The sequence below is a fragment of the Solimicrobium silvestre genome, from assembly GCF_002976435.1.
Lineage (GTDB): Bacteria > Pseudomonadota > Gammaproteobacteria > Burkholderiales > Burkholderiaceae_D > Solimicrobium > Solimicrobium silvestre.
The window spans coordinates 52856-77964 of the sequence record NZ_PUGF01000015.1 but is presented as its reverse complement, the minus strand read 5'-3'; the positions used below and the strand labels follow the sequence as shown (position 1 = coordinate 77964).

Below are 25109 nucleotides of genomic sequence, written 5' to 3'. Positions count from 1 at the left end.
CGTAACCGCGAATGAACAAAGAATTTTATTGAGAATACTAATAATCAAAAGTAAAACGTGGGCACAAAACCGTGCCCACCCTACTTTAGAAATTCAATGCGCGTTTATCCACTGCCAAGGCCGCTTCTTTGGTTGCTTCAGAAAGCGATGGGTGAGCATGGCAAATACGGGCGATATCTTCGGCAGATGCTTTAAATTCCATCGCAACGACTGCTTCAGAAATCAATTCAGATGCCATCGGCCCAATAATATGCACGCCTAAGATTTCATCGGTTACTGCATCGGCTAAAAATTTCACCATACCGGAAGTGTCGCCCAAAGCACGTGCACGGCCATTCGCCATAAACGGGAAAGTACCAGCTTTGTATGCTACGCCATCGGCTTTTAACTGCTGCTCAGTACGACCAACCCAAGCGATTTCTGGCGAAGTGTAGATAACCCAAGGTACGGTATTGAAGTTAACGTGACCGTGCTGACCCGCAATACGCTCAGCAACTGCAACGCCTTCTTCTTCCGCCTTGTGTGCCAGCATAGGACCGCGCACTACGTCGCCAACCGCCCAAACGTTAGCCAAGTTGGTTTTGCAATCACCGTCAACAGCCACAAAGCCGCGCTCATCCAATTGCAAGCCAATTGCTTCAGCGTTCAAACCGATGGTGTTTGGTGTACGTCCGATGGAGATGATGAGTTTATCGAATTCGGCTTTCTGTTCCGCGCCTTTTGCGTCAGTGTATTCAACAGTGACGTTCTTTTTGCCGCTGGTAATTTTGCCGATTTTTACGCCTAAATTTATAGCCAAACCTTGCTTGGTAAATAATTTGAGGGCTTCTTTAGCAATCTGGTCGTCCACTGCACCTAAAAAGGCCGGTAACGCTTCCAGCACCGTCACTTCAGAACCAAGACGACGCCAAACACTGCCCATTTCCAAACCGATTACGCCAGCACCGATCACGCCTAATTTTTTAGGCACGGCGTTAATGTCTAAAGCGCCGGTGTTCGATAAAATCAACTCTTCATCAAACGGTGTACCCGGCAAAGCGCGGGCGTTTGAACCGGTGGCAACAATAATATGTTTGCCCGTGATATTTTCTGAGTTTACCCCAGTAACGCTAATTTCATAGCCACCATCAACAGCCGCCACGAATGCGCCGCGACCATGGAAAAAGTTGACTTTATTCTTTTTAAACAAATACAAAATACCGTCATTATTTTGCTTAATAATCGTCTCTTTGCGCTTGAGCATTTGCACCAGATCGAGTTTTAAGCCCTGTACTTCGATGCCATGATCGGCAAAGGAATGACCGGCATGTTCAAAATGTTCGGACGACTGCAATAATGCTTTAGATGGAATGCAACCTACATTGGTGCAAGTTCCACCAGGCGCAGCACCGCCTTTGGCGTTTTTCCATTCGTCGATACAAGCAACCTTAAACCCGAGTTGCGCAGCGCGGATTGCGGCGATATAACCGCCAGGACCGCCACCAATGACGACCACATCAAATTGAATACTCATAGCAGAATCTCTTATTTGGGTAATAACTAAAGCGCAGCCTGATGATTTAAGTCTCAATCAGGCTGCGCAGACACTACATTTAGATTACAAATCCAACAGCAAACGTGCTGGATCTTCTAAGGCTTCTTTCATTGCAACCAAGCCTAACACCGCTTCACGTCCATCAACAATGCGGTGATCGTATGACATCGCCAGATAGTTCATTGGGCGTATCACGATTTGACCGTTTTCAACCACGGCGCGATCTTTAGTGGCATGAACGCCCAAAATCGCGGATTGTGGTGGGTTAATGATCGGTGTCGATAACATCGAACCAAACGTACCGCCATTTGAAATCGAGAAAGTACCGCCAGTTAAATCATCTAAAGTCAATTTACCTTCTTTGGCTTTATTACCGAATTCACCGATTTTCTTTTCAATATCAGCGATCGACATTTGATCGGCATTGCGCAGAATTGGCACGACTAAACCGCGTGGCGAACCTACTGCAATACCGATATCAAAGTAACCGTGATAAACAATATCATTGCCATCTACTGATGCATTAATGATCGGGTATTTCTTCAATGCGGCAACAGCAGCCTTAACAAAGAACGACATAAAACCCAGCTTAACGCCGTGTTCTTTTTCAAATTTATCTTTGTATTTATTACGCAGATCAAGCACTGGCTGCATATTGACTTCGTTAAACGTCGTCAGGATGGCGTTAGTGGATTGGGATTGAATTAAACGCTCGGCAATACGTGCGCGCAAACGACTCATCGGTACGCGTTCTTCCGGACGATCGCCCAGGTTAGGCGCAGCAGGTGCCGCAACTTGTGCTAATGCTGACTTGGCAGCCGGAGCAGCCAGAGGCGCAACTACGGGTGCTTTAGGTGCAGAAACAGCAGCCAGGGCATCACCTTTGGTGACACGGCCATCTTTACCACTGCCAGCAACTTGGGTTGCCGTCATATTATTTTCTGCCAAAATTTTGGCAGCGGCTGGCATAGCCACATCAGCTTTAGATACGTTAGCAGTGGCGGCTACTGGAGCGGCGGCCGAAGTTGCTGCTGGTGCTGGAGCTGCGCCCGCAGAAGCTGTCGCGTCTGTATCAATGATGGCGATCACTTCACCGGCAACCACGGTACTACCGTTTGGCCGGACAATTTGCGTAATCACACCAGCTTGCGGTGCTGGCAATTCCAACACGACTTTATCTGTTTCAATATCAATCAGATTTTCGTCGCGAGCAACTGAACTACCTACTTCTTTATGCCACTGCAACAAGGTGGCTTCGGCAACTGACTCTGACAGCTGCGGTACTTTAACTTCAACGATTGCCATGTAATTCTCCGTAATCTTTAGTTCGCAGCGCTAACCTAACCATTTTATTTATGTAAGTAGCGCTGAATTTAAACGTATAAACGTACAACTGAGCGCTTAGTGCAACACTAAGCGCTCAGCCATCTCTTATTTGGTTAGAACAAAACCTTTGAGCTTAGAAAAAGCCGTGTCGATTAATGACTTCAACTGCGCGTAATGTTTATCGTAATAACCTACGGCAGGTGAAGCACTAGCTGGACGTCCGGCATAAGCCAATTTCTGACCATCTTCCAACGCTTCAAAAATATTATGCTGAATCTGGAACCATGCGCCCTGATTTTGCGGTTCATCCTGAGTCCACATTAACTCGTTAAAGAGTGGGAATTTTTTAAGTTCCGCAGCAAATGCTTTATGTGGGAAAGGATACAACTGCTCAACACGGATAATAGCGACATCAGTTTGGGCACGTTCTTTACGGGCATTCACCAGGTCGTAATAAATTTTTCCTGAGCAGGCAATAATCCGCTTAACCTTTTTAGGATCAATGCTTTCATCCACTTCACCGATCACGGTGTGGAAATTACCTTTAGCAAACTCAGTCAACGGTGAACCGGCATCTTTATTACGCAACAAAGACTTAGGCGTCAGGATGACCAACGGTTTTCTAAATGGACGAATCATTTGACGACGCAACAAATGGAAAATCTGCGCGGCGGAAGTCGGCTGAACCACTTGCATATTGTTATCAGCACACAATTGCAAGAAACGTTCTGGGCGAGCTGAAGAATGCTCAGGGCCCTGACCTTCATAACCGTGTGGCAGCATCATCGTCAAACCAGATGCACGACCCCACTTGACTTCGCCGGAGCTAATAAATTGATCAATAACGACTTGAGCACCATTCGCAAAATCGCCGAATTGCGCTTCCCAAATTGTCAATGCATTAGGTTCTGCAGCAGAATAACCGTACTCAAAAGCAAGAACCGCTTCTTCTGACAAAACTGAATCAATTACTCTAAACGGAGCTTGTCCGTCAGATACATTTTGCAGCGGCACATAGGTACCGGAATCCCAACGTTCACGCTTTTGATCATGCAAAACAGCGTGGCGATGTACAAAAGTACCGCGTCCAGCGTCTTGACCTGTTAAGCGCACGGAATAACCGGAAGCGACTAAGGAAGCGTAAGCTAAATGCTCGCCCATACCCCAATCGAGATTAATTTCACCACGTCCCATTGCAGCACGGTCAGCCAATACCTTTTGAACCAGACTGTGCGGCTGGAAGCTTTCAGGAATAGTGGTGATACGTTGCGCCAGGCGTTTTAATTCGGTCATCGGCACAGCGGTGTCCGCTGCGTCGGTCCATTTACGATTTAAAAATGGAATCCAGTCAACGGCAAATTTATTTTTGAAGTTGGTAATAACCGGATCGACTGTGAGCTTACCTGCATCCATCGCATCGCGGAATACCTTAACCATGTCATCACCGTCAGTCGCACCAATGCTACCTTGTGCAACCAATTTATCTGCATACAATTTACGTGTACCAGGATGTTGACCGATTTTTTTGTACATTAACGGCTGAGTCAATGCAGGTGTATCTTGCTCGTTATGGCCAAGTTTGCGATAGCAAATGATGTCCAGTACGATGTCTTTTTTAAATTCTTGACGATAATCGAGCGCAATTTGCGTTGCCAAGACTACCGCTTCAGGATCATCGGCATTGATATGCAATACCGGTGCCTCAATCATTTTCACTACGTCTGAACAGTACAGCGTCGAACGAGCGTCGCGTGGATCAGAAGTGGTAAAGCCGATCTGGTTGTTAATCACGATATGTAATGTACCGCCAGTACCGTAGCCACGTGTTTGCGCCAGATTCAAGGTTTCCATTACTACGCCCTGCCCTGCAAACGCCGCATCACCATGTACGATGATAGGCAATACTTGTGCGCTACCGCCATCGCCACGTCGTTCGATACGTGCGCGGACTGAACCTTCAACCACTGGGTTGACGATTTCAAGATGGGATGGGTTGAACGCCAATGACAAATGCACCGGGCCGCCCGGGGTAGAAATATCGGAAGAGAAACCTTGATGATATTTAACGTCGCCAGCAGGTAAATCATCGCCGTGTTTGCCTTCAAATTCAGCAAACAAATCTTGCGGCATTTTACCCAAGGTATTGACCAACACGTTCAAACGACCGCGATGCGCCATACCGATAACGATTTCTTGCACGCCAAATTCACCGGCGCGTTGAATTGCTTCGTCCATGGAGGCGATAAAGCTTTCTCCACCTTCAAGCGAGAAGCGTTTTTGACCAACATAACGTGTATGTAAATAACGCTCTAAACCTTCCGCAGCAGTTAAGCGATCAAGAATATGCTTCTTTTTCTCAACCGTAAAATTCGGCGTAGCGCGGATTGATTCGAGTTTTTGTTGCAACCAGCGTTTTTCAACAGGGTTGCTGATATACATGAATTCAGCACCAATTGAACGACAGTAAGTGTCACGCAACGAGTTCATCAAATCACGCAGAGATGATGTCTCAGGGCCAAAATAGGTATTGCTGATATTGAATTTAACATCCATATCCGCATCGGAGAGTCCGTATGATGCAGGGTCTAATTCAGGAATGTTAGGGCGTTCTTGACGTTGCAATGGGTCTAAATTGGCCCATGAACTACCAAGAAAACGATACGCGGCAATAATTTGCTGCACGGCGGTACGTTTACGTCCCATTTCCACATCAGCGGAAGCAGTAACTACACGGATAGGGCCGCTTTTTGCGCGTTCGGCAAAAGAAGCTATAACAGGAGCATGAGCGACGTCAGGTTTGCTGGTTCCATCTACAGCAGGGACGTTTTGCATCGCATCAAAATACGAGCGCCAATTATCAGGCACCGACCCAGGATTATTCAGGTAGGCTTCGTAGAGTTCCTCTACGTAGGGGGCATTGCCGCCAAACAAATAGGAGTTGGCGTTATATTCTTGCATCATCTTGCTCACCTTTCTTCGCGTTTCGCGAGATTAGCGGGTTAATCTAACCTTCCGCGACACGGCCTGACCGGTTAGCGGATTGCACATCAAGTTGTGGGGAAGGGCTCGAGGTTTTAGTCTGTTAATTACTTTTACGGTTAAGAGAAAGTAATTCTCGACTGCACTTTACACTAATTCCAATAAATTACTAGGGCGAAGCATACCATATAATTTTTGGAAAAAGCGAGCCGCTAAAGCTCGCTTTTTCCATTAAAAATTACATGGAATTTTGATTAACGTTCTGCAATCGGTTTAACAGTACGTGTTGTTTCGCCTACAAACAATTGACGTGGACGGCCAATTTTTTGCTCTGGATCCGAAATCATTTCTTTCCACTGAGCGACCCAGCCAATGGTCCGTGCCATTGCAAAAATACCAGTAAACAGAGCGGTTGGAATACCCAGCGCGCGTTGTACGATACCTGAGTAGAAGTCAACGTTTGGATACAATTTGCGAGAAACGAAGTATTCGTCTTCCAGCGCAATTTTTTCTAACGCCATCGCCAATTTAAACAATGGGTCATTTTCCAGGCCAAGTTCTGCCAACACTTCATAGCAGGTTTCACGCATTAATTTGGCACGTGGATCGTAGTTTTTGTAAACACGATGTCCAAAGCCCATCAATTTAACGCTAGAATTTTTATCTTTAACTTGACGGATAAATTCAGGGATATTGTCAACACTACCAATTTGCTCCAACATGGATAACGCTGCCTCATTAGCGCCGCCATGTGCAGGCCCCCATAAACAAGCGATACCAGCTGCGATACATGCAAACGGATTTGCACCTGAAGAACCTGCCAGACGCACTGTAGAAGTCGATGCGTTTTGCTCATGATCTGCATGCAAAATCAAAATACGATCTAAAGCGCGCACTAACACGTCATTGATTTTATATTCTTCACAAGGAGTGGAGAACATCATGTGCATAAAATTGGCGCTGAACGACAATTCGTTTTTAGGATAAACAAACGGCTGACCGATTGAATATTTATAAGCCATCGCAACCAACGTAGGCATCTTGGCAATCAGACGGATTGCAGATACTTCGCGATGACGTGGATTATTAATATCTAATGAATCATGGTAAAACGAAGCTAACGCACCAACAGTACCAACTAACACCGACATTGGATGTGCGTCGCGACGGAAACCGCGGAAGAAAAATTGCATCTGCTCATGCACCATTGTGTGGCGCGAAACCATGTACACGAATTCTTCTTTTTGCGCTGTATTAGGCAATTCGCCATTCAGCAACAAATAACAGCTTTCCAGGAAATCACCTTTAGCTGCCAATTGTTCAATCGGGTAACCGCGATATAACAATTCGCCTTTATCACCATCAATATAAGTGATCGCAGAATTACAAGCGGCAGTCGACATGAAGCCAGGATCATAAGTAAACATACCTGTTGCAGCATACAATTTACGAATATCAATGACATCAGGACCAACAGTCCCTTTGTAGATAGGCATTTCCAGCGGTGCAGAACCGTCAGAAAAGGTTAGCGTGGCTTTGGTTTCAGAGTTAGTCATGGCTCTTCCTTCTTGGGAGGGGTGAGTCGTTAATCGAACGGCTCAAAAAAAATCAGTAGAACGTTGTTATGCGCAGTTTATAACTAAGCTAAGCAGATCGTAATCGTTGAATCAGTGTGTGAACCACAGGATCATCAAGCTCACCCGTTGGCTCATTTCGTTCAAGTATCAAACCCATTAAATCGTTATCTGACAATTCCATAAGTTTTGAAAATGCTTCAACTTCATCATCGGTTAACGTTGCTTCGTTTGCATCAAGAAATCGCGTCAAAATCAAATCGTTTTCCAATAAACCGCGACGCGCACGCCACCGTAATCTGGCGCGTTTAATTGGATCAGCTTGGTGAGTAATCAACATACAATTCCTTTTTTGATGTGGCCCTGCACCGGGAAGTGAGGCACATCGGATAAAGTGGGCAAAAGAAGATCGACTTCAGCTTACCCACTTTTATCATAAAACAAACACTATACAGCGCGGCGTACCATCAGTTCTTTAATCTTGCCAATTGCCTTGGTTGGATTCAGTCCTTTAGGGCAGACATCCACGCAATTCATGATGGTCTTGCAGCGGAATAAACGATACGGATCTTCCAGATTATCCAAACGTTCGCCAGTAGCTTCATCACGTGAGTCAGCAATAAAGCGATACGCTTGCAACAACCCAGCCGGGCCGACAAATTTATCCGGATTCCACCAGAAAGATGGGCAAGAAGTTGAGCAGCAAGCGCATAAAATACACTCGTACAAACCATCTAACTCTTCGCGTTCAGCAGGTGACTGCAAACGCTCTTTTTCAGGCGGAATGGAATCATTGATCAAGAATGGCTTGATTGAATTGTATTGCTTAAAGAATTGCGTCATATCGACGATCAAATCGCGGATTACCGGCAAGCCAGGTAATGGGCGCAATACGATAGGTTCTTTGAGTTCATTCAAATTGGTTGTACAAGCCAAACCGTTTTTGCCATTGATGTTCATCGCATCAGAGCCACACACGCCTTCACGGCATGAGCGGCGCAGCGACAATGAATCATCCACATCGGCTTTGATGCGTTGCAATGCATCGAGCAGCATTTTGTCTGTATCTTGCAGCTCTACAGACAAATCTTGCATATACGGCTTAGCATCCTTATCAGGATCGTAGCGGTAAATTTGAAATTTTAAAGTACGTGCCATGTTCTACCTTTTGGTGTTCTTTTTAAAATGTACGTGGTTTCGGTTTGAACGTATCCACAGTCAACGGTTTTGTTTGAACTGGTTTGTAATCCAAACGATTACCTTCTGAGTACCACAGAGTATGTTTCATCCAGTTTTCATCATCACGTGCAGAGTAATCGCGGTGCGCATGTGCGCCACGTGATTCTTTACGAGCTGCTGCCGAAGTGATGGTGGCTTTTGCCGTTTCAATCAAGTTATCCAATTCCAAGGCTTCAACGCGCGCGGTGTTGAATACTTTTGATTTATCTTTGAATGAAACATTTTTGCAGCGTTCAGCGATGACCATAATTTCTTTGTAGCCTTGCTGCAGCAATTCGTCAGTACGGAACACGCCACAATAACGCTGCATTGCGCTACGAATTGCATTAGCCACGTCTTGAACTTTTTCAGTACCTGAGCTGTTTTCCAACGCATTCAAACGCGCTAACGCTTTGTCTGCTGCGTTCGCTGGTAAAGGCTTGTGTTCCTGCGCTTTTAAATCAGCGGCAATAATGTGATTACCGGCAGCACGACCAAACACCAACAAATCTAACAATGAATTAGTACCCAAACGATTTGCACCATGCACAGACACGCAAGCACACTCACCAATCGCATACATACCATTAACGATAGCGTTCGGCTGGCCGTCTTTTGGCGCAACTACCTGACCATGGATATTGGTTGGAATACCACCCATTTGGTAGTGAATTGTCGGCACAACTGGAATCGGCTCTTTAGTCGCATCAACGTTAGCGAATTTATGGGCAATTTCCAAAATTGACGGCAAACGTTTTTCAATTGTTTCTGCACCGATATGACGCAGATCCAACATCACGTGATCTTTATTAGGACCACAACCACGACCTTCTTTAATTTCTTGATCCATCGAGCGAGAAACGAAGTCGCGAGGTGCCAAATCTTTCAAGGTTGGCGCATAACGCTCCATGAAACGTTCGCCTTCTGAATTGACCAGAATTCCGCCTTCACCACGAACGCCTTCGGTAATCAACACACCAGCACCGGCAACGCCAGTTGGATGGAATTGCCAGAACTCCATATCTTCCAACGGCAGGCCAGCACGTGCAGCCATACCCAAGCCATCACCAGTATTGATAAATGCGTTGGTAGATGCCGCGAAAATACGCCCTGCTCCACCGGTTGCAAAAATAGTGGTTTTACCTTCAAGTATCATCAATTCGCCGGTTTCCATTTCAAGTGCGATCACACCCAAAACATCACCATCTTCATTGCGAATAATATCTAACGCCATCCACTCAACAAAAAACTGTGTGCGAGCGCTAACATTGCGCTGATACAGCGTATGCAACAAAGCGTGTCCGGTACGATCGGCCGCAGCACAAGCGCGCTGCACAGGTTTTTCACCGAAATTAGCGGTATGTCCTCCGAATGGACGCTGATAAATAGTTCCGTCTGCATTACGGTCAAAAGGCATACCGAAATGTTCTAATTCGTACACCACTTTTGGTGCTTCACGACACATGAATTCAATCGCGTCCTGGTCGCCTAAATAGTCTGATCCTTTTACGGTATCAAACATATGCCAGTACCAGTTATCTTCCGACATATTTCCCAGGGAAGCACCGATACCGCCTTGTGCAGCAACAGTGTGTGAACGGGTAGGAAATACTTTAGAGAGAACCGCTACATTCAAGCCTGCTTCGGCCAATTGCAACGAAGCGCGCATACCAGAGCCGCCTGCGCCGACAATCACCGCATCAAAACGCCGCGTAGGGATAGTTGATTTTAAAATAGGTTTAGCTTCAGCCACGATTACACTCTCCACAAAATTTGTACTGTCCAACCGGCACAGCCAATCAACCACAATACGGCGGCAACTTGCAATGTCAACCGCAACACAAGTGGCTTAACATAATCCATTGATATATCGCGAATACCGATCCATGCGTGATAGAACAACGACATCAGCACTGCAAAGGTAGCCAGCTTAAACCACTGCTGGGCGAACATGCCAGCCCAACCAACATAGCTAAAATCATTCGCCATTAAAAACTTGGCCAGCAAAATCACGGTATACAGTGCCATGATGATTGCAGTTAAACGTTGCACCAGCCAATCTTTCAGGCCGTAATGCGCGCCGACTACCAGGCGTTTTGGTCCAATATTATTATTTGCCATTTTAAAATGCTCCAAACAATTTCAGGGCAACCAATGCTGCAAGTGGAATGCTCACCATAAAAATACCAGCGGCAGATTTACGCGCTGTGTCTTTGTCCAAACCCACGTGCATATCCATCGCCACGTGGCGAACGCCAGCGCAGAAATGATGCAAATAGGCCCAAGACAGGACTAAAATAATTAACTTAACCAACGGGAATTGGATGTAACCCTTCAAATACGCAAAGGTATCTTCAGAAGTCAGGCTATTGTCGAGCAGGTAAAGAATAAATGGCAAAAGCAGGAACATCAATACGCCGCTAATACGGTGCAAGATGGACACAATTCCGGCTAGAGGTAGGCGATATTTGGCTAATTGTGTAACATGAATGTTACGAAACTGTGGCCGGTGGGCTTCAGGCATAACAACTACTCCTTTTATTGAAATATTTCATAGGCGCATAATTTTCACCTATTTTGTGCGACGCACCAAGACTTATTCGACAAACTTGCAAAATAATTCTTATAAAGATTAGTACAACAAGCAAAATTTAACCAATGCAACTTGTCCTACTAACTCAATTCATTATGATAATGATGATTTAACGTTAAGTATAACCCTCTGCGGAACTCAACCGGTTTGTCCCCATAAGTGTAGGAAACTCGCTCCACATTTAATAGTGGCGCACCCACATCTATTTTTAACAAATCCGCAGCAGCCTGATCCGCAGCTACCGATCGAAGTTGCTCTGACGCACGTATCATGTGCGTGCCGAATTCAGTTTCGAATAAGGCATACATCGGCCCCTTGTACTCATTGAGTAACTCGGCGGTTAAACCTTTAAAGATAGCGCCCGGCAACCATAACTCTTCCAAAATTGTTGGCACACCGTCAAAAGATTGCACCCTGCGTATAAAAATGACCGAGTCGGCCACTTTTATATCCAGCAATTTAGCAATTTCAGCCGGAGCGCGAATTCGCTTTACCTCAAGAATACGATTTGAAGGATATTGCTGCACGCCCTCATTCGGCTTTAAACGTAAAAACCTGAATTGTGCTCGCGCCTCATGATGAGTGGCAACAAAAGTGCCTTTACCCTGCCTTCTCACCACGACATTTTCCGCCGACAATTCATCAATCGCTTTACGCACGGTGCCTTGACTGACCTTAAACCGCACCGCCAATTCAACCTCGCTAGGAATTAATTCACCCGGCTTCCACTCACCTGATTGTAGACTTTGTGTGATGAGTGATTTAATCTGTTGATATAAGGGACTAAAAGTTGGGGCTGACTGATTTGGAGATGGGGCATGTGCAACCGTCGGAGTCAATGTAGTTTGACTTACTTGGTCGGTTGCTGATGGATTAGGCAGGTCAGGGTTCATAGACCTAGATTTCACCACAAAACCCATTAATCGTCCAGCAAAATAGTGCACTTAACATGTCTTATATAAGACATATGATATATATTGACATGCATTATCTGAGAGCCTAAACTCGCGCCTAAGAAAATATTGAGCGGCGCAATTTCAGCATTACTGGTCATATTTCTGTCAAGTTTATGTGGCATTGTGAATGATTATATAAAATATAGCCTGAGCACACGCTCAATATAAATTCAGCAATAGGACGGGGCTGACTGATACGCCCAAAGATATACCTACTAACTCGCCAGACAACTGCTAGTAAAATTACTGCTTTTATTGATTTTTTACTGCATTTATCCGGCACTTTTGTAATCTTGTTTTTATTACTTTGGAGATTGAACATGACTAAATCACCTATGCGCGTTTCTGTAAGCGGCGCCGCTGGACAAATCGGCTATGCCTTATTATTCCGCATCGCCAATGGCGATATGCTCGGCAAAGATCAACCGGTTATTTTGCAATTATTAGAAATTGCAGATGAAAAAGCACAAAAAGCGCTGCAAGGCGTGATGATGGAAATCAACGATTGCGCATTCCCATTATTGGCTGGAATGACCGCTCACAGCGATCCAATGACAGCATTTAAAGATATCGATTTTGCCCTGTTAGTTGGCGCACGCCCACGCGGACCAGGCATGGAACGTAAAGATTTATTAGAAGCGAATGCACAAATTTTTACCGTTCAAGGTAAAGCACTCGACGCAGTTGCTAAGCGTACTGTTAAAGTTTTAGTTGTAGGTAATCCAGCTAACACCAATGCCTACATCGCCATGAAATCGGCACCAGGCCTGCCATCCAAAAACTTTACAGCAATGCTGCGTTTGGATCACAACCGCGCGTTGTCGCAAGTCGCGGCCAAAGTCAACAAATCAGTAACAGAAATTGAAAAAATGTGCGTATGGGGTAATCACTCACCAACGATGTACGCCGACTACCGTTTTGCGACTACCGATGGCAAATCAGTCAAAGAAATGATTAATGACGACGTGTGGAACAAAGACGTGTTCTTGCCAACAGTTGGAAAACGTGGCGCAGCCATTATCGAAGCACGCGGCTTGTCTTCAGCAGCATCAGCAGCTAATGCAGCAATTGACCATGTACGTGACTGGGCTTTAGGCACTAATGGCAAATGGACTACCATGGGTATCCCATCTGACGGTTCTTATGGCATTCCTGAAGGCACAATGTTTGGCTTCCCTGTTACTACAGCTAACGGCGAATACCAAATCGTGCAAGGTTTAGCGATTGACGCATTCTCACAAGAACGCATTAACCTTACACTCAAAGAACTGTCAGAAGAGCGTGAAGGCGTTAAACATTTAGTCGGATAATTTAGGTTATTTTATTTCGATTATTTTCTTAGCAGCTTCACTGTTCTATTTCTAATGTGATACAACTACCCAGGCTAACCGCTTGGGTAGTCTATACATATAAACGATGCATCCATCTAACGTATTATTCCAAGACGACCTACTACCGGTTTCGCTACCTGTCTGCGACCATTATGCTGGCTCAGAAAAGTTAATGCGTAAATCAATGATTCTGCAACAGGAATCAGCGACTTTATTCGACATTACCTTTGACTGTGAAGATGGCGCTGCCTATGGCAACGAAACAGCACACGCACAACTGATTGCTGAGTTGCTAGAGTCCGACGCCAATCATTTTGGACGTATCGGCGTGCGACTGCACGAACCGTCCAGTCCGTTTTTTGCACAAGATATTCAACACATTTGCACCAGCCGCAAGTTAGCCTATGTTGTGCTACCCAAAGTACACAATGTGGCACAACTTCAAACCGCTATCAAAGCGATTGCGTTGCAACGTGATTTTTCAGGCTTACCGGCAATTCCGATTCATGTACTAATCGAAACCCACGGCGCTTTAGCCGAAGTACAACAGATCGCCGCACTTAAGTCGGTGGAATGCTTGTCATTCGGAATTATGGATTTTGTTTCCGCACACTACGGTGCAATTCCCGGCAATGCCATGCGCACGCCCGGGCAATTTACCCATCCGTTGGTAATGCGTGCAAAATTAGATATTGCGGCGGCTTGCCATTTGCATGGAAAAGTTGCATCGCATAATGTCACCACTGAATTTAAAGATACCGCGGTGGTCGCCAATGATGCGCAACGCGCCTTTAATGAATGCGGTTACAGTCGCATGTGGAGTATTCATCCCGACCAGATTAAGCCCATTATTAAAGCATTTGCACCACGCAGCTCAGAATTACAAGAAGCGATCACCATTTTAACTGCAGCACAAGCAGCAGCATGGGGGCCAATTCAAGTGAATGGTCGCTTACATGACCGCGCTAGTTACCGCTACTATTGGATGGTCTTAAAACGCGCCAAAACCAATGGCTTAGCCTTACCAGAAACAGCATTAGAACTACTATAAACAGGAGAAATTTGTGAAATTTTGCACCATTTGCGCCGCTATCACCCTTTCAATCACCAGCCAATTCGTTTTTGCGCAATCGACTACGCCTACCCCGGTAAAAAAAACGGCAACTAAAAAAGCCGTTCCAGCACAAGAAGTCAGCAACGATGAAGACGACATGACTCCCGACATCAAAGAAAGCACGACTTACGAGTATAAATGCGAGCTTAAAGATTCGCTGACTATTTATACCAACAGCGATGATAATGACCATGTTGCTTTACGCTGGAAAAACAAGCTGTATCGCTTAAAACGTGTAGTCACCACGACCGGTGCGAATCGCTTTGAAAATAAAAAAGCCGGCTTAGTCTGGATCGGCATTCCAACTAAAGGTATGTTGCTAGATTCACGTCATGGTCAGCAATTGGCCAATGATTGCAAAACGGCTGGTCAATAAGGCATAAGAGCCTGACTAGTCAGCACGGCATCAATAGCAAAAATAGTAAGTAAGACAGTAAAATAAATTAAATCAGTAATCGCTCCATAACTGCAGCACTCAATACACTAAAAGGAACAGCCATGAGTCAAGACGCATTTAAAACCCTGAAAGAATTTAAAATTTCAGACAGCAAAAAAGGTAAGTTTTATTCTTTACCTGCGCTAGAAAAAAAACTCGGCGTAAAAATTTCACGCTTACCAGTGTCCATCCGTATTGTTTTAGAGTCCGTATTGCGTAACTGCGATGGCAAAAAAGTAACCGAAGAACACGTAAAACAATTGGCCAACTGGGGTGCCAATGCAGACCGTAACGATGAAATTCCTTTTGTTGTTTCACGCGTTGTTTTACAAGATTTTACCGGCGTTCCATTGCTGGCTGACTTAGCCGCGATGCGTAATGTAGCCGCTAAAATGGGCATTAAAGCTAAAAATATCGAACCATTGGTTCCGGTTGATTTAGTAGTTGATCACTCTGTCACGATTGATCATTACCGCGAAAAGAAAGCCCTCGATTTAAATATGAAACTGGAATTCTCACGTAACAATGAGCGTTACCAGTTCATGAAATGGGGCATGCAAGCCTTTGATACGTTCGGCGTAGTTCCTCCAGGCTTCGGTATTGTCCATCAGGTCAATTTGGAATATCTGGCACGCGGCGTACATAAAATCGCTAAAAAGGACATCTACTATCCAGATACTTTAGTTGGTACTGACTCCCACACCACCATGATCAACGGTATTGGCGTAGTTGGTTGGGGCGTGGGCGGTATTGAAGCGGAAGCCGGCATGTTAGGCCAACCAGTTTACTTCCTGACACCAGACGTAGTCGGTGTAAATTTGACCGGTCAGTTACGTGAAGGCGTTACCGCAACCGATTTAGTGTTGACCATTACTGAGTTGCTGCGTAAAGAAAAAGTCGTTGGCAAGTTTGTTGAATTCTACGGCACAGGCACTAGCACATTAACATTAACTGACCGCGCTACCATCGCCAATATGGCTCCAGAATACGGCGCAACCATGGGCTTCTTCCCAGTGGATGAAGCGACTCTGGATTACTTCAAAGGTACTGGCCGCAGCAAAGCTGAAATCAGTGCATTTGAAGGCTATTTCAAAGCGCAAAACCTGTTTGGCGTTCCAAAACAAGGTGACATCGATTACACCAAAGAAGTGTCGTTAGATTTATCTACTGTTGCTCCTTCATTGGCTGGTCCTAAGCGTCCACAAGACCGGATCGAAATCGGCAATGTTAAATCAACTTTCCGCGATTTATTCTCCAAACCGGTATCAGAAAACGGCTTCAACAAAAAAGACGAAGATCTGGATGCGGTTTATGAAACTTCAGACGGCGTAAAAATCAAAAATGGCGACATCGTCATTGCTGCGATTACGTCATGCACCAACACATCCAACCCAAGCGTCATGATGGCGGCTGGTTTATTGGCTAAAAAAGCTGTTGAAGCCGGTTTGAAAGTATCCCCACATATCAAAACTTCGTTAGCTCCTGGCTCACGCGTAGTAACCAAGTATTTGGAAGCTGCTGGTTTGTTGCCATACCTGGAAAAACTCGGTTTTGGCGTTGCTGCTTACGGTTGCACCACTTGTATCGGTAATGCTGGTGATTTAACACCAGCCATGAACGAAGCCATCATCAAGAACGACATCGTGGCATCTGCCGTGTTGTCAGGTAACCGCAACTTTGAAGCGCGCATTCACGGCAATATCCGCTCCAACTTTTTGGCTTCTCCTCCGCTGGTTGTGGCTTACGCCATTGCCGGTAACATGTCACGCGACTTAATGACCGAGCCAGTTGGCCGCGTTAAAGGTAAAGACATTTTCTTGGGCGATATCTGGCCAACTAGCGCAGAAATCAACAAGGTAATGAAATTTGCGATGAATTCTAAAGTATTTAAAGAGAATTACGCAGACGTTAAAGGCGCACCAGGCAAGCTGTGGGAAAACATTAAAGGTGGCGCTGAAGGTGACGTGTACGACTGGCCAAAATCCACTTACATTGCTGAACCACCGTTCTTCAATGACTTTGAAATGGAACCAAAAGCTGCTGCAACCACCATCATCGGTGCACGTGCTTTAGGTGTGTTTGGCGATTCGATCACGACTGACCACATTTCTCCAGCCGGTTCTATCACTGAAACCAGCCCTGCTGGCAAATGGTTATTAGCGAACAATGTACTCAAGGCAGATTTCAATTCCTACGGTTCACGCCGTGGTAACCATGAAATCATGATGCGCGGCACCTTTGCTAACGTGCGTATCAAAAACCGCATGATCCCGTTGAAAGAAGACGGCGGCCAGGTTGAAGGCGGCATCACCACTTACCAGCCAACCGGCGAACAAATGGCGATCTACGACGCAGCAATGAAATACGTTGAAAACGGCGTTCCAACGATGGTGTTTGGTGGCGAAGAATACGGTACAGGCTCCTCACGTGACTGGGCAGCTAAAGGTACGCAGTTGTTAGGTGTTAAAGCAGTTATCGTTCGTTCATTCGAGCGTATTCACCGTTCCAACCTGGTCGGCATGGGCGTTTTGCCATTGCAATTTATCGGCGACGATAGCGTGCAAACTTTAGGCATTACAGGTAAAGAAACCTATGACTTAAAAGGCTTGGATGGCGAAATCAAACCACAACAAAACGCAACTTTAGTGATTCATCGTGAAGATGGCACATCACAAGAAGTGACTGTGTTGCTGCGTATTGATACACCGATTGAAGTTGATTACTACAAACATGGCGGTATTTTGCCGTTTGTATTGCGTCAGTTGTTAGCGGCGTAATAAGTATGTAACTCAGTAAAAAAACAGCGGCGCAAGCCGCTGTTTTTTATTGGGCAGTTTAGAATGTGTTGAGCAGCTTTTTTATAAACCAAACAAGGAATAAAAATGAAATTTGGCTACACGATTATTTACGTTACCTCCGTTCCAGATACTCTCAAATTTTATAAAGAAGCATTCGGATTCGAGACACGCTTTTTGCATGAGTCCGAGATGTATGGCGAGCTTGAAACCGGTGCCACCGTGCTAGCGTTTGGGGCACACCAGATGGGTGAAATGAATCTGGACGGACACTATCAAAAGGTAGTGGCAACGGGCGCGCCGTTTGGCGTGGAATTGGCGTTTGTTACTGAGGACGTTAACGCGGCCTTTACCAAGGCAGTGGCAGCTGGTGCAGTGGCAATTAAAGAACCTGCCCAAAAACCTTGGGGACAACAGGTTGCTTATGTGCGTTCAGCCGAAGGCTCTTTAATTGAGTTGTGTTCGCCTATGAGCTAAGTGGGAATACCTGCGTTGTGTCGCCAACCTTTTATCACCTGCCTGGAAGACTAAAAGTAGACTTCCAGATAGGTGATGATTCAAACATAATGATCAGCAGGCCAATTAGACACCAGCGTCGATTAAAGGAGGAACTTGCACCCTAGTAACGCCGAACTACCAACTTTCTTCAGACTGGGTCTGTTGTGAGCGTAATACGAAGCATGCAGTCTAGCGGCACTTGGTCGGGATATATGCAACGGCCAAATCTTCGCTCCCACATCCCCATATAAGTTTCTTGTCTGCATCTACCTTAGGAATCAATAGAAAATGCTTCCCGTTGATCGGTACGCTACCCGTAAGCGTTAGGCTGACAACGCCGTTCACCTGATTGATCTCGACTTCTGAAATAAATTTGTTAGATACATCCACCCCCAAAACATTAATGTTTGCAGGAATAGATTTATTGTCTTGCATGTAACGTGTAAATGACGAAGTGATTTTTTGCCCTTCGCTTTCAACTTCAGCCATTTTCGCCTTTATCGTATAAGTTTGATATTGCGGGATTGCGATGGCTGCTAGAATGCCGATTACAAACACGCCGCCGAACAGACATACAAAGACTGTAACCACCACTGCCGCAGTCGAGCCTCCATTGGAGGGGATGCCACCGTTATGTTTGTCGTCCCAAGTTTTGTCGCTGGTACAAAGAAATACAATAGTCTCGATGAAACTGATCAAGGACGGAATACCCGTCCAGCAGAACAATAGGTAGAAGACTCCCCACCATTGCCCCAGATAAAAACGATGGATGCCGAGAGCACCCAAAAAGAGGGCGAGAACCGCAGCGACAACTTTGCTTTTTCCAGCTTTAGCCACCCGTTGTGGGGCACCGCAACCGGGGCATGTCGGTGCTGTAACATGAATTTCTTTCCCGCATCCTCTGCAGAAGACCATATCGGACATCATCTCTCCCTTTTTATAAAACGTTATATTGAGCGCTCAAAGTAAATGTTTACTTGAGCGGTAACCAGGCCGCAAAGTTCGCGCCAGACTGGTCGTTTACTTAGTCAATCAAGCCCCCCTATTGCCGAGGAACAATAAAACAAAATTCCAAAAATAGCAATTATCCAATAATAAGTAAAATCGAAATTACAACACATCCTCTTTCCACATTTATTATTCAGAGAATTAAGATGGGTGGATTTAAGGGCTATAAATCGAACATGGCAGCCCCCATAATCATCTAGGTCTTCGATCATGCATTTTAAAGTTCGATCTGGTCCGGATTTCGCGAACTGATTTTCAGTTATAGACTCTATTGCGCTCATCGTCTCAAAATTGCGCCATTTCAATATTGTGTTACTTTTCTTGAACGAATATCATGTATAGGACTGTTAAGAGCCGGTCAGCGTGCTTTGGTGAAAGCTCGGAATCGTTAAGGGTTGTCAGTCATCTGCCCACCACTGAAGCTCGCCCAAGCAACAGCAATCCCTGCAGGCAGGTGTCGGACAAGCCCCGAGGGAGGAAACCGCGTAAAACAATCCGTGCATTCAGAGTGAGCGACGGTCTATGGGGATTTGGTGGTTAATTCTGGTGAATGTGATGACCACGAAATGCTGTTGATCAGTGACAGCAGGAATTAGAGAGCTGCGGCGCATACTCAATCTCACACTCATTTGGCGATTTAGCAGGTCATCCACAGTGCATTTACAGCGTACAACAATATCGCCCTGTATCGACGATGGTCGATAACGATTTGGCAGACAGCTGGCATCAGAAATTCTGCTCACGATAAACCTCGCCATCGCTGTGGTGCCCGGATGGCATACTGACGTTCCAGATGACGTACCACAATATAGTGGACTTCCCTTCCCATTAGTCACTAAATTATTAGCATCAAAGCTATTGATGATGTTGGGACGGTCGGACACCGCTGCCCCGTGTTCGATGCTTAAGTCGAACTGAATTTATGATAAGCATGATTACGGCACATACCAAATGAAGCCCGCCCATCCAGCAAAGGAGAAATTACCATGACCCTTCCAATGATCCCCACTATTACAGCCTTTGAACGGTCGCCCGATGGAGGCAAGGGGCTTGCGCGTGACATGCGCGTTCGCTGGGCACTTGAAGAAGTGGGCCAACCCTACGAAGTTCGTCTTGTTTCGTTCACCGAGATGAAAGCATCTGCGCATCGTACGCTCCATCCTTTCGTGCAGATTCCGACCTATGAAGAAGGCGATCTCGCCCTGTTCGAGTCTGGGGCGATCGTGTTCCATATTGCGGAGCGCAATGCAGGCCTGCTGCCAGACGATGCGAATGCCCGGGCGCGCGCGATCACATGGATGTTTGCCGCGCTAAATACGATGGAGCCGCCAATCATTGATCTCGGGATCGCCAGACTCATGGAGGGCGACAAACCCTGGTTTGAGCAGCGCCTGCCTGTTGTCGAGGATCGCATCCGTATCCGGCTGGGCGAACTTTCCGTTCGCCTTGGCGATGCCGACTGGCTCGATGGTGCATTCAGTGCAGGCGATCTTCTGATGGTGTCGGTGCTGCTCAGGTTGAGCAGATCGGGCATATTGGACGAATATCCGAACCTCTCCGCCTATGTCGCCCGCGGCAAAGCGCGGCCCGCCTACCAGCGTGCTTTCGACGCTCAATTGGCTGTTTTCACTGGCAAGCCATCGAGCGGCTGATGAAGATCAGCTCAGGACATGACAAGGACAATCTCCGTATAAAATTCAATGCCTATTAACTGGCGGCGGTGACCTGCCAGTTAATAAGTTTAAATTTATTGGCAAGTAACCAAAAATTTAAATAAAGAGGCTTTAAGTTTCGATTCGATCAAACCTCGTATGTATGTTCAAGCTTGAGCTAATACAGTTAATGCGGCCCAAAATACAAAACATTATCATCAATAATTGCACCACTCTCCTGCTGCAACAGCAGTTCAAATTGCTCGGCGTTCACCGGTCTACTGAAATAATAACCCTGCATCTGATCACAACCGTGCGCGCGTAAAAAAGCTAGCTGCTCCGGTGTTTCAACACCTTCGGCAATCACCTTCAACCGCAGGCTATGCGCCAGTGAAATGATGGCAATCACGATAGCGGCTGCATCGGCATCTATGTTCAATTCATTGACAAAAGACTGGTCAATTTTCAACACGTCAATAGGGAAACGGCGCAGGTAGGACAAGCTAGAATAACCCGTACCAAAGTCGTCGATAGAAATATGCACACCGAGTTGTTTCAACGCGCGCAAAATCGTAATCGCATTATCGACATCATTCATAATCATGCTTTCGGTCAGCTCCAGTTCCAGAAAATGTGGTTCCAGTCCGGTTGCAGCTAACACATCGGCTATCGACTGCGCCAACGCTTTTTGCGTGAACTGACGCGGCGACAGATTCACCGCAACCCGCAGATCGGTGTATCCGGCCAAATGCCAGGCTTTGGTTTGAATGCAGGCAGTACGTATCACCCATGCACCGATGGGAACAATTAAGCCCATTTCTTCCGCCAAACCAATGAAACGGGTTGGCGCAATCAAACCAAGAACGGGATGCTCCCATCGCAGCAAGACTTCCATACCGACGATGCGGCCTGTAGCTAGACTGACTTGTGGTTGATATTGAATAACAAATTCATCGCGGTCCAGCGCGTAACGCAAATCGGTTTCGATGCTTAAGCGGTCGAGCGTGCGTTCGATCATGGTCGGCGTATAAAATTGAAACGTATTACGGCCCATTTCTTTGGCACGATACATCGCAATATCGGCATGTTTGATCAAGCTTTCGGCTGTATTGCCGTCACCCGGATATTGGGCTATTCCCATGCTACAGGTTAAATAAAACTCATGATCTTGCAACATCAGCGGTTGCGCAACCGAGTCCATAATGCGCTGCAATACGACTAAACCCGGCGCATCTTCAGTTTGATTAGGGAACACCAACACAAATTCATCACCACCCAGCCGCGCCACGGTATCGGCTTCTCCGGTGGCCGATTGCAGTCGCATTGCCAGCACTTTAAGTAAAGCATCGCCTGCTTCATGGCCCAGTGTGTCGTTGATGAATTTAAAACGATCTAAATCCACGAATACCACCCATAACGGCGTACCGCTGCGTTCCGCATCGGCAATCGCTTCGGTGAGACGTTCGCGTAATAAATTACGGTTAGCTAAGCCGGTCAATGTGTCGTGACTGGCTTGAAACTCCATTTCCGCTTCATACTTCATGACAGCCGAAATGTCGTATTGCGCGACCACAAAATGACTGATCAAACCATGTTCATCTTGCACCGGCGCGATAAACAAATCGTTCCAGTAGCCAGTCCCGTCTTTACGATAATTACGCAACAATGCGTGACCTTCGCGCTTATCGCGTAATGCCGCACGTATCTCTTCAATATTCTGCTGGTCCTGGCTATTGCCCTGCAATGACTCCAGGCTACGGCCAAGCACTTCGTCGGCGCTGTAGCCGGTAATACGTTCAAAGGCCGGATTGACATATTCAATCGGATAGTCCGGCGCATTGGCACTGCAAATGATGATGGCATTAGCGGAAACCTCAATCACGCGCTCGCGTAAGCGTAACGATTTTTCGGTGCGCAGGCTCAATGCAATATCTTCCGATAAGCGCAAATTGGCAAACTGTAAGGTTGCGGCACGCTCGCTGGTTTCATGTTCAACCGTGGCGATGCGCAGCACTAATTTGTACACATAAGCGGCCGCCAGCACGCTCGATAACAAGCCGCCCAGCAATACGTACAAGGCGCCGTGGTGATACACGGTGAACGGTGTCGATGCTTGAATTACCTCTAAATGCCACTCATTTCCTGCCAACGTAAAAGTGTGACCAAGTGGCTCGGCATTATCGTAAAACAGCCAGCCTACAGGCAGTTTTATAGACTCCATTACCGGTTTTGGTCCACTCTGTTGAAACGCCAGGTTTTGCGGATCAGCCTGCGCACTGGCATAAATACTGATCCCCATACCGGTAGCTTCTGCCACCCCGCCAGAACGCAGTATGGTGTTGATCAGTTGATCACTGCGAAATACGGCGGAAGTTTCACCTATCGCAGCGCGTTCGCGTGCAGTTGCACCGTCGAGCGGAACGCCTTGCAGATAAACCGGTGCTAATACCAAAAAGCCGCTATGCAAACCTTTATGTTGAGCTAACGAAATCAACCCGGTAGAAACCGCATTACCTGTGTCGCGGGAACGCTGCCTAGCCAGTGTTTGATCATTGTTGTAAGCCGTATCCAGCCCTAATGCGGCCTCATTGCCTATGCTTGGTTCCAGATAATCAATGACGTTGTAATAGTCACGAATTGAGGCACGCCGTTGTTGATCGTTCACGATTTCGGTCAACATGAAGTCGGGGTTGCGACGCCGCATTTCCATTTCAAAATTATGCCGGTCAGTTTGTCGCAACAGGCGCTGATAGCTGAGCGCCTGAATTTCAGGATAACGCTTCAAAATTGGCGCAGTAAAGGTGTGAAATTGTTCTCTGGTGATGATGCCGAAAGTACGGAATAATTGATTAAGTATCACTAATTGCTCAACAGCATCTTGCAGTCCAATTTCGATCACCGAGATGCGCAAATTGGCATTTTGCCGAAATTGAATTTTCTGCTGATCTGACTCAACTTTTCGAATTGCGGTAAAAACCAGCATAGTTAAGCATAGACCGACGAATAAAGTTAGCAGCGCCGACACCGTAAATGAGAATCTAACCCGACGTAATAACTTGTCCATACTGTCCTTCGAAAGTCGTCTCTCCCCAGTTTAATCAACAAAACGGCGAAATTAAAGGCGACTATGAATGAAAATTTTCGCCATGTATGTGCGTTAGCACACAGACCAAATAGCCCCTGCGTAATACAGTCCGTTATAAGAGTATGGCTGTGTTACTCTCTGACGGACGAAATGCTTTAGAGCATCTATATTGTTCATGCCTAAAGCGACGCATAAAAACAAAAATAGGGAAGCTGACATGCCCAGTCTGCATGATCCGAATCAAAATCAATTACTCGCCGCATTGCTCGATGCCGAGTTTGATCGTATTTCACCGCATCTGGAGTTAGTGCAGATGAAACTTGGTGACTTATTGTATGAGTCGGGAGGTAAGCTGCAACATGTCTACTTCCCCACCACGTCGATCATTTCACTGCACTATGTGCTGGAAAACGGCAGTTCGTCTGAAATTGCCGGGGTCGGGAATGAAGGCGTATTGGGAGTTTCTTTGTTCATGGGTGGCAATACCACGCCCAGCCGTGCGATTGTACAAACTGGCGGTTATGGCTATCGCCTTAAGTCCCAGCTATTACTAGAAGAATTCAATCGCGCTGGAGCAGTAATGCGACTATTGCTGCGTTATACCCAAGCGCTGATTACCCAAATGTCGCAAACAGCCGTCTGTAACCGCCATCATTCCGTGGAACAGCAACTGTGTCGCTGGCTGCTGTTAACGCTGGATCGCATGCCGACCAATGAACTCACCATGACCCAGGAATTAATTGCCAGCATGTTGGGCGTGCGACGTGAAGGAGTTACTGAGGCGGCAGGCAAACTACAGAGCTACGGCTTCATCAGCTACCGGCGTGGACACATTACCGTTACAGATCGGGCTGGGTTGGAGCGTAACGTTTGCGAATGCTATGGCGTTGTGAAGAAAGAATTTGCACGACTGTTATCTGACGTGCGGCAGCGTCAAACTTCATCGAGTAATAACAGCGGAGGCCAACAACAGGCACGCTAATATCACCTTGTTTGGGCCGAGGCCTGCG

General features: G+C 46.3%; 19 protein-coding genes. 7 read left to right on the top strand and 12 right to left on the bottom strand.

Annotated features, from left to right (window positions below; all coding sequences use genetic code 11):
- Positions 1–85: 85 nt before the first annotated feature.
- The 10 genes from lpdA to S2091_RS15435 all read right to left on the bottom strand — a co-directional run bounded on the left by lpdA (position 86) and on the right by S2091_RS15435 (position 12117).
- On the bottom strand, positions 86–1513 hold the full coding sequence (gene lpdA, locus S2091_RS15480; protein WP_105532849.1) for a dihydrolipoyl dehydrogenase: 1428 nt from the start codon (positions 1511–1513) through the stop codon (positions 86–88).
- Positions 1514–1597: 84 nt separating this feature from the next.
- Positions 1598–2839, bottom strand: coding sequence for a 2-oxoglutarate dehydrogenase complex dihydrolipoyllysine-residue succinyltransferase (gene odhB / locus S2091_RS15475; protein WP_105532848.1), 1242 nt, complete (start codon positions 2837–2839; stop codon positions 1598–1600).
- A 126-nt stretch (positions 2840–2965) separates the two neighbouring features.
- On the bottom strand, positions 2966–5821 hold the full coding sequence (locus S2091_RS15470; protein ID WP_105532847.1) for a 2-oxoglutarate dehydrogenase E1 component: 2856 nt from the start codon (positions 5819–5821) through the stop codon (positions 2966–2968).
- A 272-nt stretch (positions 5822–6093) separates the two neighbouring features.
- Entirely contained in the window at positions 6094–7395 is a 1302-nt protein-coding gene (gene gltA / locus S2091_RS15465) for a citrate synthase (RefSeq protein WP_105532846.1), read from the bottom strand.
- 88 nt (positions 7396–7483) lie between these two features.
- Positions 7484–7753, bottom strand: coding sequence for an FAD assembly factor SdhE (locus S2091_RS15460; protein WP_105532845.1), 270 nt, complete (start codon positions 7751–7753; stop codon positions 7484–7486).
- A 107-nt stretch (positions 7754–7860) separates the two neighbouring features.
- Complete coding sequence (locus S2091_RS15455) at positions 7861–8571, bottom strand: succinate dehydrogenase iron-sulfur subunit (RefSeq protein WP_105532844.1); 711 nt, start codon at positions 8569–8571, stop codon at positions 7861–7863.
- A gap of 22 nt (positions 8572–8593) precedes the next feature.
- A complete protein-coding gene (sdhA, locus tag S2091_RS15450) occupies positions 8594–10366 on the bottom strand; it encodes a succinate dehydrogenase flavoprotein subunit (protein ID WP_105532914.1) in 1773 nt (590 codons plus the stop codon).
- Positions 10367–10386: 20 nt separating this feature from the next.
- Complete coding sequence (sdhD, locus tag S2091_RS15445) at positions 10387–10752, bottom strand: succinate dehydrogenase, hydrophobic membrane anchor protein (protein WP_105532843.1); 366 nt, start codon at positions 10750–10752, stop codon at positions 10387–10389.
- 1 nt (position 10753) lies between these two features.
- Positions 10754–11155 carry a succinate dehydrogenase, cytochrome b556 subunit gene (gene sdhC, locus S2091_RS15440; protein WP_105532842.1) on the bottom strand — a complete coding sequence of 134 codons (402 nt, stop codon included), beginning with the start codon at positions 11153–11155 and terminating at the stop codon, positions 10754–10756.
- Positions 11156–11304: 149 nt separating this feature from the next.
- The gene (locus S2091_RS15435; RefSeq protein WP_105532841.1) at positions 11305–12117 is read right to left on the bottom strand and encodes a GntR family transcriptional regulator; all 813 of its coding nucleotides are present in this window, start codon (positions 12115–12117) and stop codon (positions 11305–11307) included.
- A gap of 383 nt (positions 12118–12500) precedes the next feature.
- On the opposite strand from S2091_RS15435, the gene S2091_RS15430 reads away from it, so the two are divergent.
- The 5 genes from S2091_RS15430 (at position 12501) to S2091_RS15410 (ending at position 18333) form a co-directional block, all read left to right on the top strand.
- A complete protein-coding gene (locus S2091_RS15430; protein WP_105532840.1) occupies positions 12501–13490 on the top strand; it encodes a malate dehydrogenase in 990 nt (329 codons plus the stop codon).
- A gap of 106 nt (positions 13491–13596) precedes the next feature.
- Positions 13597–14562 carry an HpcH/HpaI aldolase/citrate lyase family protein gene (locus S2091_RS15425; protein ID WP_105532839.1) on the top strand — a complete coding sequence of 322 codons (966 nt, stop codon included), beginning with the start codon at positions 13597–13599 and terminating at the stop codon, positions 14560–14562.
- 13 nt (positions 14563–14575) lie between these two features.
- Positions 14576–15001: an MliC family protein gene (locus S2091_RS15420; RefSeq protein ID WP_243405450.1), complete on the top strand. Its 426-nt coding sequence runs from the start codon at positions 14576–14578 to the stop codon at positions 14999–15001.
- A 122-nt stretch (positions 15002–15123) separates the two neighbouring features.
- Positions 15124–17838 (top strand): aconitate hydratase AcnA, encoded by a 2715-nt coding sequence (gene acnA / locus S2091_RS15415; RefSeq protein WP_105532838.1) that lies wholly within the window; start codon positions 15124–15126, stop codon positions 17836–17838.
- Positions 17839–17943: 105 nt separating this feature from the next.
- The gene (locus S2091_RS15410) at positions 17944–18333 is read left to right on the top strand and encodes a VOC family protein (protein ID WP_105532837.1); all 390 of its coding nucleotides are present in this window, start codon (positions 17944–17946) and stop codon (positions 18331–18333) included.
- Positions 18334–18543: 210 nt separating this feature from the next.
- Here the strand turns inward: S2091_RS15410 and S2091_RS15405 are convergent, their stop codons facing one another.
- Positions 18544–19281 carry an NINE protein gene (locus S2091_RS15405; protein WP_133166925.1) on the bottom strand — a complete coding sequence of 246 codons (738 nt, stop codon included), beginning with the start codon at positions 19279–19281 and terminating at the stop codon, positions 18544–18546.
- A 1067-nt stretch (positions 19282–20348) separates the two neighbouring features.
- On the opposite strand from S2091_RS15405, the gene S2091_RS15400 reads away from it, so the two are divergent.
- The gene (locus tag S2091_RS15400) at positions 20349–21014 is read left to right on the top strand and encodes a glutathione S-transferase family protein (protein ID WP_243405449.1); all 666 of its coding nucleotides are present in this window, start codon (positions 20349–20351) and stop codon (positions 21012–21014) included.
- A 187-nt stretch (positions 21015–21201) separates the two neighbouring features.
- Here the strand turns inward: S2091_RS15400 and S2091_RS15395 are convergent, their stop codons facing one another.
- Positions 21202–24078 (bottom strand): bifunctional diguanylate cyclase/phosphodiesterase, encoded by a 2877-nt coding sequence (locus tag S2091_RS15395; protein ID WP_105532835.1) that lies wholly within the window; start codon positions 24076–24078, stop codon positions 21202–21204.
- A gap of 238 nt (positions 24079–24316) precedes the next feature.
- On the opposite strand from S2091_RS15395, the gene S2091_RS15390 reads away from it, so the two are divergent.
- Positions 24317–25081: a Crp/Fnr family transcriptional regulator gene (locus tag S2091_RS15390; protein WP_105532834.1), complete on the top strand. Its 765-nt coding sequence runs from the start codon at positions 24317–24319 to the stop codon at positions 25079–25081.
- Positions 25082–25109 lie beyond the last annotated feature (28 nt).

Coding starts and splice junctions, on each gene's coding strand:
- lpdA (WP_105532849.1), bottom strand. CDS start 1,513: ATGAGTATTCAATTTGATGTGGTCGTCATTGGTGGCGGTCCTGGCGGT.
- odhB (WP_105532848.1), bottom strand. CDS start 2,839: ATGGCAATCGTTGAAGTTAAAGTACCGCAGCTGTCAGAGTCAGTTGCC.
- S2091_RS15470 (WP_105532847.1), bottom strand. CDS start 5,821: ATGATGCAAGAATATAACGCCAACTCCTATTTGTTTGGCGGCAATGCC.
- gltA (WP_105532846.1), bottom strand. CDS start 7,395: ATGACTAACTCTGAAACCAAAGCCACGCTAACCTTTTCTGACGGTTCT.
- S2091_RS15460 (WP_105532845.1), bottom strand. CDS start 7,753: ATGTTGATTACTCACCAAGCTGATCCAATTAAACGCGCCAGATTACGG.
- S2091_RS15455 (WP_105532844.1), bottom strand. CDS start 8,571: ATGGCACGTACTTTAAAATTTCAAATTTACCGCTACGATCCTGATAAG.
- sdhD (WP_105532843.1), bottom strand. CDS start 10,752: ATGGCAAATAATAATATTGGACCAAAACGCCTGGTAGTCGGCGCGCAT.
- sdhC (WP_105532842.1), bottom strand. CDS start 11,155: ATGCCTGAAGCCCACCGGCCACAGTTTCGTAACATTCATGTTACACAA.
- S2091_RS15435 (WP_105532841.1), bottom strand. CDS start 12,117: ATGAACCCTGACCTGCCTAATCCATCAGCAACCGACCAAGTAAGTCAA.
- S2091_RS15430 (WP_105532840.1), top strand. CDS start 12,501: ATGACTAAATCACCTATGCGCGTTTCTGTAAGCGGCGCCGCTGGACAA.
- S2091_RS15425 (WP_105532839.1), top strand. CDS start 13,597: ATGCATCCATCTAACGTATTATTCCAAGACGACCTACTACCGGTTTCG.
- acnA (WP_105532838.1), top strand. CDS start 15,124: ATGAGTCAAGACGCATTTAAAACCCTGAAAGAATTTAAAATTTCAGAC.
- S2091_RS15410 (WP_105532837.1), top strand. CDS start 17,944: ATGAAATTTGGCTACACGATTATTTACGTTACCTCCGTTCCAGATACT.
- S2091_RS15405 (WP_133166925.1), bottom strand. CDS start 19,281: ATGATGTCCGATATGGTCTTCTGCAGAGGATGCGGGAAAGAAATTCAT.
- S2091_RS15400 (WP_243405449.1), top strand. CDS start 20,349: ATGACCCTTCCAATGATCCCCACTATTACAGCCTTTGAACGGTCGCCC.
- S2091_RS15395 (WP_105532835.1), bottom strand. CDS start 24,078: ATGGACAAGTTATTACGTCGGGTTAGATTCTCATTTACGGTGTCGGCG.
- S2091_RS15390 (WP_105532834.1), top strand. CDS start 24,317: ATGCCCAGTCTGCATGATCCGAATCAAAATCAATTACTCGCCGCATTG.